Here is a 15,456-nt window from a genome sequence, read left to right on the forward strand (position 1 = left end):
TTGAGGAAACCCCATGGTCGAGTCGGCGAATGAGATCGCCATTGTCGGTATGGCGTGCCGGATGCCCGGCGCCCCCGACCTGGACGCGTTCTGGCGGCTGTTGCGCGAAGGACGCGACGCCATCGGTGCGGCGCCCGCCGACCGCGCGGGCCTCGGCGAAACCGCCGGCTTCCTCGATTCGGCCTCGGAGTTCGACGCCGGATTCTTCGGAGTCTCGCCCAACGAGGCCCGCGCGATCGATCCACAGCAGCTGCTCGGGCTGGAACTGAGCTGGGAGGCGTTGGACGACGCGGGATTCCGGGATCGCGACGGTGGCCGGGTCGGTGTGTTCCTGGCCGGTTCCGGCACCGACTTCGCCGAGATGGTGGCCGCGCGGGGGATCGCGGGGGTGGGGCGGTATTCGCTGCCGGGAGTCGGGCGCGGCGTCACCGCCAATCGGATCTCCAACCATTACGGGTTCACCGGGCCGAGTCTGGTGGTCGACAGCGGACAGTCCTCTTCGCTGGTCGCCGTGCACCTCGCCTGTGAGTCATTGCGGGGCGGGGAATCCGAGGTGGCGCTGGCGGGCGGGCTCAATCTCATCCTGTCGCCGCTGAGCGGCGCCCGCTACGAACAGTTCGGCGCCCACTCACCGTCCGGGAAATGCTTCACCTTCGACAGTCGCGCCGATGGCACCGTGCGCGGTGAGGGCGGCGGCATGGTGGTGCTCAAACCGCTGGCGCGGGCCGTCGCGGACGGCGACCGGGTCTACGCGGTGATCCGCGGCAGCGCGGTCAACAGCGGTAACGAGCGACGGGTGCTGAGCGCCCCGAGCGCCGCGGCGCAGGCGGCGGTGCTGCGGGACGCGCTCGCGGCCGCGGCGGTGGAACCGGCGACCGTGGACTATGTCGAACTGCACGGCACCGGAACCCCGGCGGGCGATCCGGTGGAGGCCGCGGCGCTCGGTGAGATCTACGGCGCCGGGCGGACCGGCGGCGCCCGGCTGTCGGTCGGATCGGTCAAAACCAATATCGGACATCTGGACAGCGCCGCCGGGATCGCCGGGTTGATCAAAACCGCGCTGTGCCTGCGCCACCGGGAGATCGCGCCCAGCCTGAACTTCGTCTCGCCCAATCCGCGGATCCCGCTGTCGGAGCTCGGGTTGCGTGTCCCGACCGGCACCGAGCCGTGGCGTACCGCGACCGGCGGTGCCGCGCCGCGGCGGGCGGGAGTGTCGTCGTTCGGGATGGGGGGCACCAACGCGCATGTCGTGCTGGAGGAAGCGCCCGCCGGGTCGCCGGCCGCGGTGCCGGGGGAGTCCCCTGCCGCGGCGCCGGGCGCGGCCGGTGCCGCGCCATCGCCGGTGACCTGGGTGCTGTCCGGGCACACTCCGGCGGCGCTGCGGAAGCAAGCGGTACGGCTGCGGGATCGACTGGCCGGGCAACCCGGTATCGATGCCGCCGATCTCGCGCAGTCGCTGTGGCATACCCGGACCCCGCTGGAATGGCGGGCCGCGGTGGTGGGGTACGACACCGAGCGGATGCGTGCCGGATTGACCGCGCTGCTCGAGCCGGTGCCCGAATCGGTGGCCGGTGGGCCCGAGGTGGTGACCGGCCGGGCCGCCGCGCGGCGTGCGGTGTTCGTGTTCCCCGGGCAGGGCAGCCAGTGGCTGGGTATGGGCGCGGAACTGCTGGCCGCGGACCCGGTGTTCGCCGCGTCGATCGCGGAATGTGAGGCGGCGCTGGCGCCGTATGTCGACTGGTCGCTGACCGACGTGTTGCGTGGGGCCCCGGGCGCCGCGTCACTGGATCGGGTGGAGGTCGTGCAGCCGGCCCTGTTCGCGATGCTGGTGTCCTTGGCACGGAGGTGGCAGGCCGCCGGAGTGCGGCCGGCCGCGGTGGTAGGTCACTCCCAGGGCGAGATCGCCGCGGCGGTCGTGGCGGGTGGTCTGTCCCTGGACGACGGGGCCCGGGTGGTGGCGTTGCGTTCCCGGGCCGTCGCGGAGGGGCTGGCGGGCACGGGCGGTATGGCCTCGGTCGGGGCGGCCGCACCCGAGGTGGCGCGGCGGTTGGCGGCGTTCGGTGGCCGGCTGTCCGTGGCGGCGGTGAACGCACCGGGCCAGACCGTGGTCTCCGGCGCGGCGGACGCGCTCGGCGACTTCCTGGACGCCTGTGCCGCGGACGGTGTCTGGGCCAAACGGATTCCGGTGGACTACGCGTCGCATTCGGCCGCGGTGGAACAGATCCGGGATCGGGTGCTGGCCGACCTGGCCCCGGTGCGCCCGGTATCCGGCTCGGTGCCGTTCTTCTCGACGGTGACCGCCGAGTTCGTGGACACCGCGGGCCTGGACGCGCGGTACTGGTATCGAGGCCTGCGCGAGGAAGTGCGTTTCGGCGCGGCGATCGAGGCGCTGCTGGCGGCGGAGATGAATACGTTCATCGAGGTGAGCCCGCATCCGGTAGTGGTCTCCGCGATCGAGTCGAGCGCGGACGCGGCGGGCACTGCCGAACGGGTGGCGGTACTGGGCACCCTGCGCCGCGACCACGGCGGCCCCGACCGGTTCGCCGCCGCGCTCGCGCAGGCGCACTGCGCCGGGTTCGACGTGACGCCGGTGCCGGAGCAGCGGTCGTTCCGCCGGGTGGAGCTGCCCGGCTACGCCTTCCAGCGGCGCCGGTGCGGGACTCCCGCGCTCACCGCGGTGTCACCGGCGGTCTCGGGGACGGCCGCGGAGACCGCGGTCGTGGAGCCGGGCGGGGTGACCGCCGCGCCGGTGCCGGGGCCCGGCGGGGTCACCGAACCGGTGGGCTCGGTGCCGGACAACCCCCTCGCGTCCCGGCTGGCCGCCGCGCCCGAACGGGAACGCGAGGCGCTGGTCCTGGCTGTGGTGGCCGAGCAGGCGGCCGCGCTCCTCGGCCACGACTCGGCCGGAGACATCCACCCCGACCGGCCCTTCACCGCCTTCGGGTTCGATTCGCTGAGCGGGCAGCAGCTGCGCAACCGCCTGGCCGCGGTGACCGGTGTGGCCCTGCCCGCGACACTGATCTTCGACCAGCCGACCCCGCTCGCGGTGGCCCGGTTGCTGCGTGCCCGTCTGGAGGGCGTGACCCCGGCGGTGCGCCGGGCCGCGCCCCGGCAGCGGTCCGAGGAACCGATCGCCGTCGTCGGTATCGGCTGCCGGTTCCCGGGCGGTGTGGCCTCGGCGGAGGACCTGTGGCAGCTCCTCGCCGCGGGCCGCGACGCGATCACCCCGTTCCCCACCGACCGGGGCTGGGAACTGGACCGGCTGTTCGATCCGGACCCGGACCGGCCGGGCACCGTGTACACGCGTGAGGGCGGGTTTCTCTCCGGCGCAGGAGATTTCGACGCGGGTTTCTTCGGGATCGGTCCCCGTGAGGCGGCCGCGATGGATCCGCAGCAGCGACTGATGCTGGAAGCGTCCTGGGAGGCCCTCGAGGACGCCGGTATCGATCCGGCGGTGTTGCGCGGCACCGATGCCGGTGTCTACGTGGGCGCCTCCTCCTCCGGCTATCAGCGCGCGGTGACCGGCGAATACGAGGGTTTCCGGCTCACCGGGACCTCGCACAGCGTGATCTCCGGCCGGGTCGCCTACCTGTTCGGGTTGGAAGGTCCGGCGGTCACCGTGGACACCGCGTGTTCGTCCTCGCTGGTCGCGCTGCATCTGGCCGGACAGGCGCTGCGCCGGGGGGAGACCTCACTGGCGCTGGCGGGCGGGGTGAGCGTTTCGGCGAGCCCCGGCCTGTTCGTGGATTTCGCCCGGCAGCGCGGTCTGGCGCCGGACGGGCGCTGCAAGGCGTTCGCGGCGGCGGCCGACGGTGTCGCCTGGTCCGAGGGTGTCGGTGTCCTGGTGCTGGAGCGGCTGTCGGATGCGCGGCGCAACGGGCACGAGGTGCTGGCGGTGCTTCGCGGTTCGGCGGTGAATCAGGATGGGGCGAGCAATGGTTTGACGGCGCCGAACGGTCCGTCGCAGGAGCGGGTGATCGCGGCGGCGTTGGCGGACGCGGGGTTGGTGCCGGGTGATGTGGACGCGGTGGAGGCGCACGGCACGGGGACGACGCTGGGTGATCCGATCGAGGCGCAGGCCCTGATCGCCGCCTACGGAACCGGTCGTGACGAACCCTTGCGGATCGGCTCGCTGAAATCGAATATCGGCCACGCCGTCGCGGCGGCCGGTATCGGCGGGGTGATCAAGATGGTGGCGGCGCTGCGGCACGAGACACTGCCGCGCACCCTGTACGTGGACTCCCCGAGCCCGCATGTGGACTGGTCCGCCGGGTCGGTACGGCTGCTGACCGAGGCGGAACCGTGGCCGGCCGGGGAACGGGTGCGCCGCGCCGGTGTGTCGTCGTTCGGGATCAGCGGCACCAATGCCCATGTGATCGTTGAGGAGGCACCGGCCGCACCGGCGCCCGGCGCCGCGGAGCCCGCGCCCACGGCCGGTCCGCTGCCGCTGCTGATCTCGGCGAAATCCCCGGCGGCGCTGCGGGCACAGGCCGCGCGGTTGCGGCACTGGCTGGACGAGCGGCCCGGCGCCGATCCGGCTGCCGTCGCCCGCGCGCTGGTCGAGACCCGCGCACGGTTCCCCTACCGGGCCGCGGTGCTCGGCAGCGAGCGGGCGGAGCTGGTCTCCCGGCTGGCGGAACTCGCCGCCGGTTCCGCTCCGGCCGGAACGGTTTCGGGACAGACCGTGTCCGGTGGTACCGCGTTCCTCTTCACCGGCCAGGGGGCCCAACGCGCCGGTATGGGCGCGCGCCTGCACGGTGCCTTCCCGGTGTTCGCGGCGGCGTTGGACGAGGTGTGTTCGGAGTTCGATCCGCTGCTCGGACGCTCCCTGCGGGAGTTGATGTTCACCGACCCGGACGGCGCGCTGGACCGGACCGGATTCACCCAGCCCGCCCTGTTCGCGTTCGAGGTGGCGCTCGTCCGGCTGCTCGAATCGTTCGGGGTGACGCCGGATCTGCTGATCGGGCATTCGATCGGTGAACTCGCCGCCGCCTATGTGGCCGGCGTCTGGTCGCTGCCGGACGCGTGTGCGCTGGTGGCGGCGCGTGGGCGGTTGATGGGGGCCCTGCCGGCGGGCGGGGCGATGCTGGCGGTCGCGGTCGGCGAGACGGCTGCCGTGCGCGCGATCGGGGCTCGCGCCGACCGTGTCTCCGTCGCCGCGATCAACGATCCCTCCGCCACGGTGCTCTCCGGTGACGCCGAGGCGATCGCGGAGATCGAACGCGAGCTGACCGACGCGGGAGTGCGGACGAACCGGCTGCGGGTGAGTCACGCGTTCCATTCGGCGCGGATGGATCCGATGCTGGCCGAGTTCCGTGCGGTGGCCGAAGGGGTGACCTACCGGCAGCCGCTGCTACCGATCGTGTCCGACCTGACCGGTGAACCGGCGGGGGACGCGGTGACCGACCCCGAGTACTGGGTGCGCCAGGTGCGCGGCTGCGTCCGCTTCGCGCCCGGGGTGGCGACCGCTGTCACCCAGGGGGTCCGCCGTTTCGTGGAGGTGGGTCCGGACGCGGCTCTGGCGGCGATGGTGCGCGGATGCCTGGCCGAGAGCCCGGCCGGATCGGAGGCCGTGGTGACGGCCGCCGTCCGCCGATCCGCCGACGAGGTGACCCAGCTGGTGACGGCGCTGGCCCGGCTGCACATCGCGGGCGTGGAGGTGGACTGGCGTCCACTGCTGGCCGGCGGGGCGCCGGGACGGGTACCGCTGCCGACCTACGCGTTCGAACACCGCCGGTACTGGTTGACTCCGGGCGGTGCCGGCGATGTGGTGGCCGCGGGGCTCGACGAAGCCCGGCATCCACTGCTGGGCGCGGCGGTCTGGCTGCCCGATACCGAGGGCGTGGTGCTGACCGGCCGGTTGTCGATATCGGCACAGCCGTGGCTGGCCGACCACGCCATCGGGGGCGCCGTCCTGGTGCCGGGTACCGCGTTCGTGGAATGGGCGCTGCACCTCGGCGCGCTGACCGGCAGCCCGCGCCTGGCCGACCTCGTGGTCACCGCGGCGCTGATCCTGCCGGCGCGGGGCGCGGTGGAGCTGCGGGTGCGCGCCGGTGCGCCCGATGCCCGGGGTGCGCGGGTGGTCTCGGTGCATTCCCGGCCCCAGCGCACCGGTTCCGCCGAACCCGCCGAATGGGTCCGGCACGCGACAGGGACGCTGGTCGCGGCGTCCGCGGCGCCGGTCGAACCGGTGCCGGCCGCGGAGAACTGGCCGCCGGCCGGTGCGCAGCCGGTGGGTGTCGAGGACGGCTACCTCGATCTCGCCGACCGTGGTTACGGTTACGGGCCGCAGTTCCGCGGGCTCACCGCGCTGTGGCGGCGCGGCGACGAAATATTCGCGGAGGTGGCGCTGCCCGATCCGGCGGCGCATTCGGCGTCCCGCTTCGGCGTGCATCCGGCACTGCTGGACGCGGCCCTGCACGCGCTGCTGCTCGGCGGCGTGGTCGAACTCGCGGGCCCGGGCGAGATCCTGGTGCCCTACTCGTGGGACACCGTGGAGCTGCACAGTTCCGGCGCCGCCGCGGCGCGGGTCCGGTTGCGGGTGGCCGATGCGCGGGCGGGTGAGCGCCGGATCACGCTGTCCCTGTTCGACGCACGGAACGCGCCGGTGGCCACGGCCGCCGCGGTGACGCTGCGGCCGGTGGCCGTGGCCTCGCTCGGGGCGGCGACCGGTGGGGCCGACCTGTACGAGGTGCGCTGGGAAACGACCGCGGCGACCGCGCAACCGGTTTCGGTGGCGGTGCTGACGGAGACGACGGTGGCCGGAGTCGAGCAGAGCTGGGCATCGGTGGCCGCGCTCGCCGCGGCCGGAGCGGTCCCGGACGCAGTGGTGTGGCGGGCCGCCGGACCGATGACGGACGACCGGGCCGCGGAACCGGATCGGGTGCGGGCCCGGGTGCACGCGACCCTCGCCGTCCTGCGGTCCTGGCTCGCCGAGAGCGCCGTCGCCGGCAGCCGGCTCGTCGTGGTCACCGGTAACGGTGCGGGTCTGCCCGGGGAGGTCGCCGATCCCGTGGCCGCCGCGGTCCGGGGGCTGGTGCGTTCGGCGCAGGCGGAGAACCCGCAGCGGTTCGTGCTGGTCGACGAAGAGAACGACGATCCGGTGGATCTCGGGCGGATCCGCGCGGTGCTGGGCGGCGGCGAGCCGGAGGCCGCGCTGCGCGGCGGCGAGCTGCTGGTCCCGCGGCTCACCCGCGGGGCCGCCCCCGAGCCCGCGGAACCGGCCGGATTCGCGGAGGCGACGGTACTGATCACCGGCGGGACCGGCGGACTGGGCGCGCTGCTGGCCCGCCACCTGGTGGCCGCGCACGGGGTGCGCCGGCTGGTGCTCACCTCACGGCGAGGCCCGGCGGCCGCGGGGTCCGCCGAACTGGCTGCGGAACTGGAGCGATCCGGGGCGTGGGTGCGGGTGGTCGCCTGCGATGTCACCGACGGTGCCGCGGTGCGGGAGCTGATCGACGGAATCGATCCCGGGCAGCCGCTGGCGGTCGTCCACACGGCGGGGGTACTGGCGGACGGAACCGTCGGAACCTTGACCGAGGCACAAGTGGACCGGGTGCTGGCGCCCAAGGTCGACGGTGCCCGGAATCTGGACGAAGCGACCCGGGACCGCAAGGTTTCGGCGTTCGTACTGTTCTCGTCGGTGGCCGGGGTGATCGGTTCGGCGGGTCAGGGCAACTACGCCGCCGCCAACGGTTTCCTGGACGCGCTCGCGCAGCGTCGCCGGTCGGCGGGGCTGGCCGGGGTCTCGCTGGCCTGGGGGCCGTGGGAGCAGGGCAGTGGGATGACCGGCGCGCTCGATCGCGTCGCACTGGCGCGGTGGCGCCGGATGGGGCTGGAACAGCTCGGCGCGGCCGAGGGAATGCGGTTGTTCGACCTGGCCGCCGGGCGTCCCGAAGCCCGGCTCGTGCCGCTGGCCTTCGACCCGGATGTCGTGCGGCGACAAGCCGATCCGGGCGCGCTGCCCACCGTGTTGCGTGGGTATGCGCGCCGGGCGCCCCGCCCCGCGGAGCCCGCCGGTCTGGGCGCCCGGCTGGCGGGGCTGCCACCGGCGCGGCGGTTGCCGCTCGTCCTGGACGTGGTCCTCGCGCAGGCGGCCGCGGTGCTCGGGCACACCTCGGCCGCCGATATCGGCGCCGAACAGCGGTTCGACGAGATCGGATTCGATTCGCTGGGCGGGGTGGAGTTCCGCAACCGGCTGGCCGAGGCCACCGGTGTGCCGCTGCCCTCGACCCTGGTGTTCGATCATCCGGCACCCGCCGCGGTGGCGCGGTTCGTCCTGTCCCGGATCGAACCGCCCGCCGCCGGTGGCGCCGCGGTGACGCGTCCCGATCCGGCGCGGCCGGTGCCGGTGGACGAGCCGATCGCGATCGTGGGGATGGCGTGCCGCTTCCCGGGCGGCGTGGGTTCGGCGGCGGACCTGTGGGATCTGGTGGCCGCCGGTGGCGACGCGACCGGCGATTTCCCGGCGGATCGCGGATGGGATCTGGAGCGGCTGTTCGATCCGGATCCGAGCACACCGGGGACCGTGTACACGCGCCGCGGCGGGTTCCTCTACGACGCGGGTGATTTCGACGCGGGCTTCTTCGGCATCGGCCCGCGGGAGGCCGCGGCGATGGACCCGCAGCAGCGCCTGCTGCTCGAGGTGTCGTGGGAGGCGCTGGAGCACGCGGGACTGGACCCGGTCGCGCTGCGCGGCAGCGATACCGGCGTCTACACGGGTGTGATGTACCAGGACTACGAGACCGTGACCCGGCAGGCCGGACCCGAGGTCGAGGGGTACGTGGTCACCGGCGCGGTCGGCAGTGTGGTGTCCGGCCGGGTGTCCTACGCGCTGGGCCTGGAGGGGCCCGCCATCACGGTGGACACCGCCTGTTCGTCCTCGTTGGTCGCGCTGCATCTGGCCTGCCGGGCGCTGCGGCAGGGAGAGAGTTCGCTGGCGCTGGTGGGCGGCGCGACGGTGATGGCGACACCGATGGTCTTCCAGGAATTCTCGCGGCAGCGCGGGCTGGCCCGGGACGGGCGCTGCAAATCCTTCTCCGCGGACGCGGACGGCGTGGCGTGGTCCGAGGGCGCGGCGGTCCTGGTGGTGGAGCGGCTGTCCGATGCCCGGCGGCTCGGCCACGAGGTTCTCGCGGTGGTCCGGGGCAGCGCGATCAACCAGGACGGTGCCAGCAACGGCCTGACCGCCCCGAACGGTCCGTCCCAGGAGCGGGTGATCGCGGCGGCGCTGGCGAATGCCGGGCTGCGGCCCGGCGATATCGACGTGGTGGAGGCGCACGGCACCGGCACCGCGCTCGGCGATCCGATCGAGGCCCACGCGCTGCTGGCCGCCTACGGGCACGACCGCGCGGGGGAGCCGCTGCGCCTGGGCGCGCTGAAATCGAATATCGGTCATACCCAGGCCGCCTCGGGAGTCGGCGGGGTGATCAAGATGGTGCAGGCGCTGCGGCACGAGACGCTGCCCCGCACCCTGCACGCGGACGAGCCGAGCCCCCATGTGGACTGGTCGGCCGGCGCGGTCCGGCTGCTGACCGAGCCGCGGCCGTGGCCGGCCGGCGGGCGGGTGCGCCGCGCCGGTGTCTCGTCGTTCGGGATCAGCGGAACCAATGCGCACGTGATCCTCGAGCAGGCCCCCGCCCCGGCCGCGGCGGTCGAGCCGCACGTGCGGGAGCTGCCCGAGATCGCGGCGGTGCCGTGGGTGCTCTCGGCGAAAACGGAACCGGCCCTGCGGGCCCAGGCGCAGCGGCTGCTGACCTGGGTGCAGGACCACCCGGAGGTGGATATCCGACTGGTGGGCCGGTCGCTGGCCGGCGCGCGGGCGCTGCTCGAACGGCGGGCGGTGGTGGTCGGGCGTGACCGCGACGAGCTGACGGCCGGGCTCGCGCAGGTGGCGGCCGGTGCCCCGGGGACGATCGAGGGCTCGGCCGTGCCGGGGCAGACGGCGTTCCTGTTCACGGGTCAGGGTGCGCAGCGGGCCGGGATGGGCCGGGAGCTGTACGCGGTGTTCCCGGTGTTCGCGGCGGCGTTGGACGAGGTGTGCGCGGAGTTCGATCCGTTGGTGGGGCGGTCGTTGCGGGAGGTGATGTTCGCTGATCCGGATGGTGTGCTGGATCGGACGGAGTGGACCCAGCCGGCGCTGTTCGCCTTCGAAGTGGCGATGGTGCGACTGCTGGAATCCTTCGGTGTCACACCGGATCTGTTGATCGGTCACAGTATCGGTGAACTGGCGGCCGCCTACGTGTCCGGTCTCTGGTCGCTGCCGGAGGCCTGTGCCCTGGTGGCCGCGCGGGGCCGGTTGATGGGCGCCCTGCCCGAGGGCGGCGCCATGCTCCCGGTCGCGGTGACCGAGGCCGCGGCGCGGGCGGCGGTCGCCGGATACGGCGACCGGGTGTCGGTGGCCGCGGTGAACGGTCCGGCCGCGGTGGTGCTGTCCGGTGAACTGTCCGGTATCGAAGCGGTCGAGGCCGAGTTCGTGGCGGCCGGTGTGCGGACCTCCCGGCTGCGGGTGAGCCACGCCTTCCACTCGGCGCTGATGGAACCCGTACTCGGCGAGTTCGCCGCGGTCGCCGCCGAGGTGACCTACCGGGAACCGGAGCTGCCGATCGTGTCCAACCTCTCGGCGACCGCGGTGACCGGCGAGCTCCGCGATCCGCGGTACTGGGCGGATCAGGTCCGGGGCTGCGTGCGGTTCGCGCCCGGAATCGCGGCCGCGGCCGGTGCCGGGGTCCGCCGGTTCGTGGAGGTCGGCCCCGACGCGGTACTCACGGCCATGGTCCGGCAGTCGCTGGCCGACACCCCGGAGACCGAGGCCGGATCGGTGGTCGTCGCCGGGGCCCGGCGAGGTGAATCGGAGGTGGACCGGTTCGTCTCGGCGCTGGCGTGGGCGCATATCGCGGGCCTGGAGGTCGACTGGACGCCGCTGTTCGCGGGCCTGCCGGCCGCGCGGGTGGAGTTGCCGACCTACGCGTTCCAGCATCAGCGCTACTGGGCCCGGGCGGCGGTGGTGGCCGATGTGCGACAGGCGGGGATGACCGATCCGGGCCATCCGTTGCTGGGGGCGCTGGTCCGGCTGCCGGATTCGGCGGACGTGGTGTTCACCGGCCGGTTGACCCGGTCGGGCCGGCCGTGGCTGGCCGATCACGCGGTCGCGGGGGTGGCGCTGCTGCCCGGGGCCGCGCTGGTGGAGATGGCGCTGCACGCGGGCGCCCTGCTGGAATGCCCGCGGCTGGCCGAGCTGGTGATCGAGGCGCCACTGCCCATCCCGGAGACCGGCGCGGTGGCGCTGCGGGTCGTCGCGTCCGGTCCGGACGCCGGTGGGACGCGGACGGTGTCGGTGTACTCACGGCCCGAGGACGAGGACCGCACCGCCGGCGACGATGCGTGGCTGCGGCACGCGGTCGCCACGGTGACCGCCGCGGGGGCGGCCGGTGCCTTCGACGCGAAACTGGCGAGCTGGCCGCCGCCGGGTGCGACCGCGGTGGATATCGGGGACGCGTACGCGGACCTGGCCGGCCGGGGATACGGCTACGGACCGGCGTTCCGGGGACTGACCGCGCTGTGGTGGCGCGACGGCGAGGTGTTCGCCGAGGTCGCGCTGCCGGAACCGGTGCGGGCCGAGCACACCGATTTCGCGCTGCATCCGGCGCTGCTGGACGCCGCGCTGCATTCGATCCTGCACGGGGGTCTCGCTCCCGTCGCCGGGGAGGGCGCGGTCGTGGTCCCCTTCGTCTGGGAGAACGTGGCGTTGTACGCCACCGGGGCCGCGACGCTGCGGGTCCGCGCGGCGGTCGCCGATCCCGCGGCGGACGGGCAGCGGGTCGCGCTGACCCTCGCCGACTCCGCGGGCATGGTGGTGGCCGAGATCGGCGGGCTCACCCTGCGCCCGCTGGCCGCCGACGCGCTCGGGGCCGGGCGCCCGGCCGAAGGGACCGGTTACGAGTTCGCCTGGGGCGAACTGCCCGAGCGTCCCGAGCTGCCCGAGCCCGGTCCCTGGACGGAGACGGCCGACGGGGAGATCGTCACCGTCGCCGGTGAGGACGTGGCTGTTCTGCACTTCGCTCCGGCGCACCGCGGGAGCGCGGACCTGCCGGCGGCGGTTCGGGAGTCGGTTCTGGAACTCGGCGCGCGGCTCCGGCGGCTACCGGCCGACGACCGCCGCGTGGTGGTGGTGACCGAGCGGGCGGTGGCCGTGCACCCGGGTGAGCCGGTGGACGCGGCCGCGGCCGCGGGCTGGGGACTGCTGCGGACCGCGCAGAGCGAGAATCCGGGCCGCATCCTGTTACTCGATCTGGACGACCGGACCCGGTACCGGACCGCGCTCGCGGCGGTCTTCGCCCACGACGGGGAACCGCAGCTGGCGGTGCGCGGCGCGGCGGTGCATGTACCCCGCATCCAGCGGGCCGGCGCGGCCGCGCTCACGGTGCCGGCCACCGGCACTGCCGCGTGGGCGCTGACCTTGCGCGACAAGGGCACCCTGGCCGCGGACAACTTCCGGATCACCCACGATCCGGAACCACCGGCGCCCCTGGCGCCCGGGCAGGTCCGGATCGGCATGCGGGCGGTGGGCCTGAACTTCCGTGATGTCCTGATCGCACTCGGCACCTATCCGGATCCGGACGGCCGGATCGGCGGCGAAGGAGCGGGCGTCGTGCTCGAGGTCGCCGCCGATGTCACCGGTTTCGCCCCGGGGGACCGGGTCTTCGGCCTGATCCCGGGGGTCGGTTCGACAGCCGTGACCGATCAGCGACTGCTCGCGCGGATACCGCGCGGCTGGTCGTTCGCGCGGGCCGCCGCGGTGCCGATCGTCTACGCGACGGCTTATTACGGTCTGGTGGATCTGGCCGCGGCCCGCCCCGGTGAGACCCTGCTGCTGCACGCGGCCACCGGCGGAGTCGGGCTGGCGGCGGTGCAGCTGGCGCGGCACCTGGGGTTGCGGACACTGGTGACGGCCAGTGCGCCCAAATGGGAAGTGTTGCGCGAGCTCGGTTTCGACGACTCGGTGATCGGCGATTCCCGCACCCTCGACTTCGAGCGCAAGTTCCTGGCCGCCACCGACGGGCGCGGTGTGGATATCGTGCTCGATTCGCTGGCGGGTGAATTCGTGGACGCCTCGCTGCGCCTGCTGCCACGCGGCGGGCGGTTCGTGGAGATGGGCATGCTCGACCGGCGCGACCCCGATATCGTGGCGGCCGAACATCCCGGCGTGGACTACCACAGCTTCATGCTGATGGAGGTGGGCCCGGATCGGCTCGGCGAAATCCTCACCGCGCTCGTGGATCTCTTCGAAGCGGGAGCGCTGGCGCCGGCCCGGACCACCGCGTGGGATATCCGGCAGGCGCCGGAGGCCTACCGGTATCTCGGCCAGGCCCGGCACATCGGTAAGAACGTGCTGACCGTGCCCGCCCCGCTGCGGCCCGGCGGCACGGTGTTGATCACCGGCGGCACCGGCGGGCTCGGGGCGATCGCCGCGCGGCACCTGGTCACCGCGCACGGTGTGCGCAGGCTGGTGCTGGCGGGCCGGCGCGGCCCGGACGCGCCCGGCGCCGCCGAACTCGCCGCCGAACTCACCGGGCTCGGCGCCGAGGTGGAGGTGGTCGCCTGCGACGCGGCCGACCGCGCCGCCCTCGACGCGGTGCTGGCGGCCGTCCCGGCCGAGCATCCGCTGACCGCGGTGGTGCACGCCGCGGGCGTGCTGGCCGACGGCCTGCTCGCCGGGATGACACCGGAGCAGTTCGCGACGGTCCTGGCGCCGAAGGTCGACGCGGCATGGAACCTGCACGAGGCCACCGCGGACCTGGATCTGTCGGCCTTCGTGCTCTACTCGTCGATCGCCGGTGTGATCGGCAATCCGGGCCAGGCGAATTACGCCGCGGCCAATATGTTCCTCGACGCGCTGGCCCGGCACCGCCACCTGCTGGGCCTGCCCGCGACCTCGCTGGTGTGGGGTCCGTGGCAGCAGGGCAGCGGGATGACCGCGGCCCTGGGCGCGGCCGAACTCGGGCGGTTGCGCCGTGAGGGTCTCACGCCGATCGGTGTCGCGGAGGGCACCGCGATGCTGGACGCGGCGCTGGCCGACGGCGGGCCGGTGTTCGCCGCGGTGCGCATCGACCGCGCGGCGCTCGGTGCCCAGGATCCCGCCGAGGTGCGCGCGGTCATGCGCGGGCTGGTCCGGCCCGCGCGACGCCGCGCGGCCGAGGGCGCGGCCCAACCGCCGGATCTGGCGGCGCAGTTGGCCGGCCGGCCGGCCGCGGAGCAGGAGCGGATCATCCTCGAGGTGATCCGGGTCCAGGCCGCGGCGGTGCTCGGGCACAGCAGCGCGGAGGCGACCGCGCCGGATCAGCCGTTCAGCGAGATCGGGTTCGATTCGCTCGGGGTCATGGAGTTCCGCAACCGGTTGCGCACCGCGGTCGGCACCCAGCTGCCGGCGACCGCCGTGTTCGACTATCCGACTCCGGAGGCGCTGGCGGGATTCCTGCGCCGGGAGATCGCCGCGGACGAGGATCCGGTCCAGCGGATCACGGCCGAGATCGAATCGCTGGCGCGCAGTTGCGCGGTGGCCGATCTGTCGCCCACCGACCGGACCGGTCTGGCGAACCGATTGACCACGCTGTTGCGCGAACTCGAGGGCACCGCCCCCGCCGAGCTCGACCCGGGCGCCGCCGCCGCGGAAAACCTCGACGCCGCGGACGACCGCGAGCTGTTCGACTTCATCGACAACCTCAGCTGAACCAGCATGATCAGGAGCTCCACCCCGATGGCCGACAACGACGAGCTACGCCGGTACCTCAAGAAGACCGCGAAAGAGCTCTACGACACCAAACAGCAGTTGCGCGAGCTCACCGACCGGTCGCGGGAACCGATCGCGATCGTCGGGATGGCGTGCCGCTACCCCGGGGGAGTGCGCACGCCCGACCAGCTGTGGGAGCTGACCGCGGGCGGGGTGGACGCGGTGGGCGAGTATCCCGCCGACCGGGGCTGGGATCTGGCGCGGCTGTTCGACCCGGACCCGGATGTGCCGGGCACCGTGTACACGCGGGAGGGCGGGTTCCTCGACGCCATCGGCGAGTTCGACGCGGCCTTCTTCGGGATCGGCCCGCGCGAGGCCGCGGCGATGGATCCGCAGCAGCGGCTGATGCTGGAGGCGTCGTGGGAGGCGCTGGAGGACGCGGGTATCGACCCGGCGTCGCTGCGCGGCAGCGATACCGGCGTGTTCGCCGGGGTGATCCACCAGTACTACGGTCCGCGGGTCGGATCGGCGCATATCTCCGCGGAGACCGAGGGACATGCCTACCTCGGGGTGTCCAACAGCGTGCTGTCCGGCCGGATCGCCTACACCCTGGGTTTCAAGGGCCCGGCGGTCTCGGTGGATACGGCGTGTTCGTCGTCGTTGGTGGCGTTGCATCTGGCGTGTCAGGCGTTGCGGCAGGGGGATACGTCGCTGGCGTTGGCGGGTGG

General features: G+C 73.8%; 2 protein-coding genes. Both read left to right on the plus strand.

Annotation, left to right across the window (positions count from 1 at the left end):
- Positions 1 to 13: 13 nt before the first annotated feature.
- On the plus strand, positions 14 to 14,728 hold the full coding sequence (locus tag ABZV91_RS06870; RefSeq protein WP_355236563.1) for an SDR family NAD(P)-dependent oxidoreductase: 14,715 nt from the start codon (positions 14 to 16) through the stop codon (positions 14,726 to 14,728).
- 27 nt (positions 14,729 to 14,755) lie between these two features.
- On the plus strand, positions 14,756 to 15,456 hold a 701-nt coding region (locus ABZV91_RS06875; RefSeq protein WP_355236566.1), incomplete at its 3' end, for a beta-ketoacyl synthase N-terminal-like domain-containing protein.

This window comes from Nocardia sp. NPDC004568, from assembly GCF_040609955.1.
In the GTDB taxonomy this organism is placed as follows: Bacteria; Actinomycetota; Actinomycetes; order Mycobacteriales; family Mycobacteriaceae; genus Nocardia.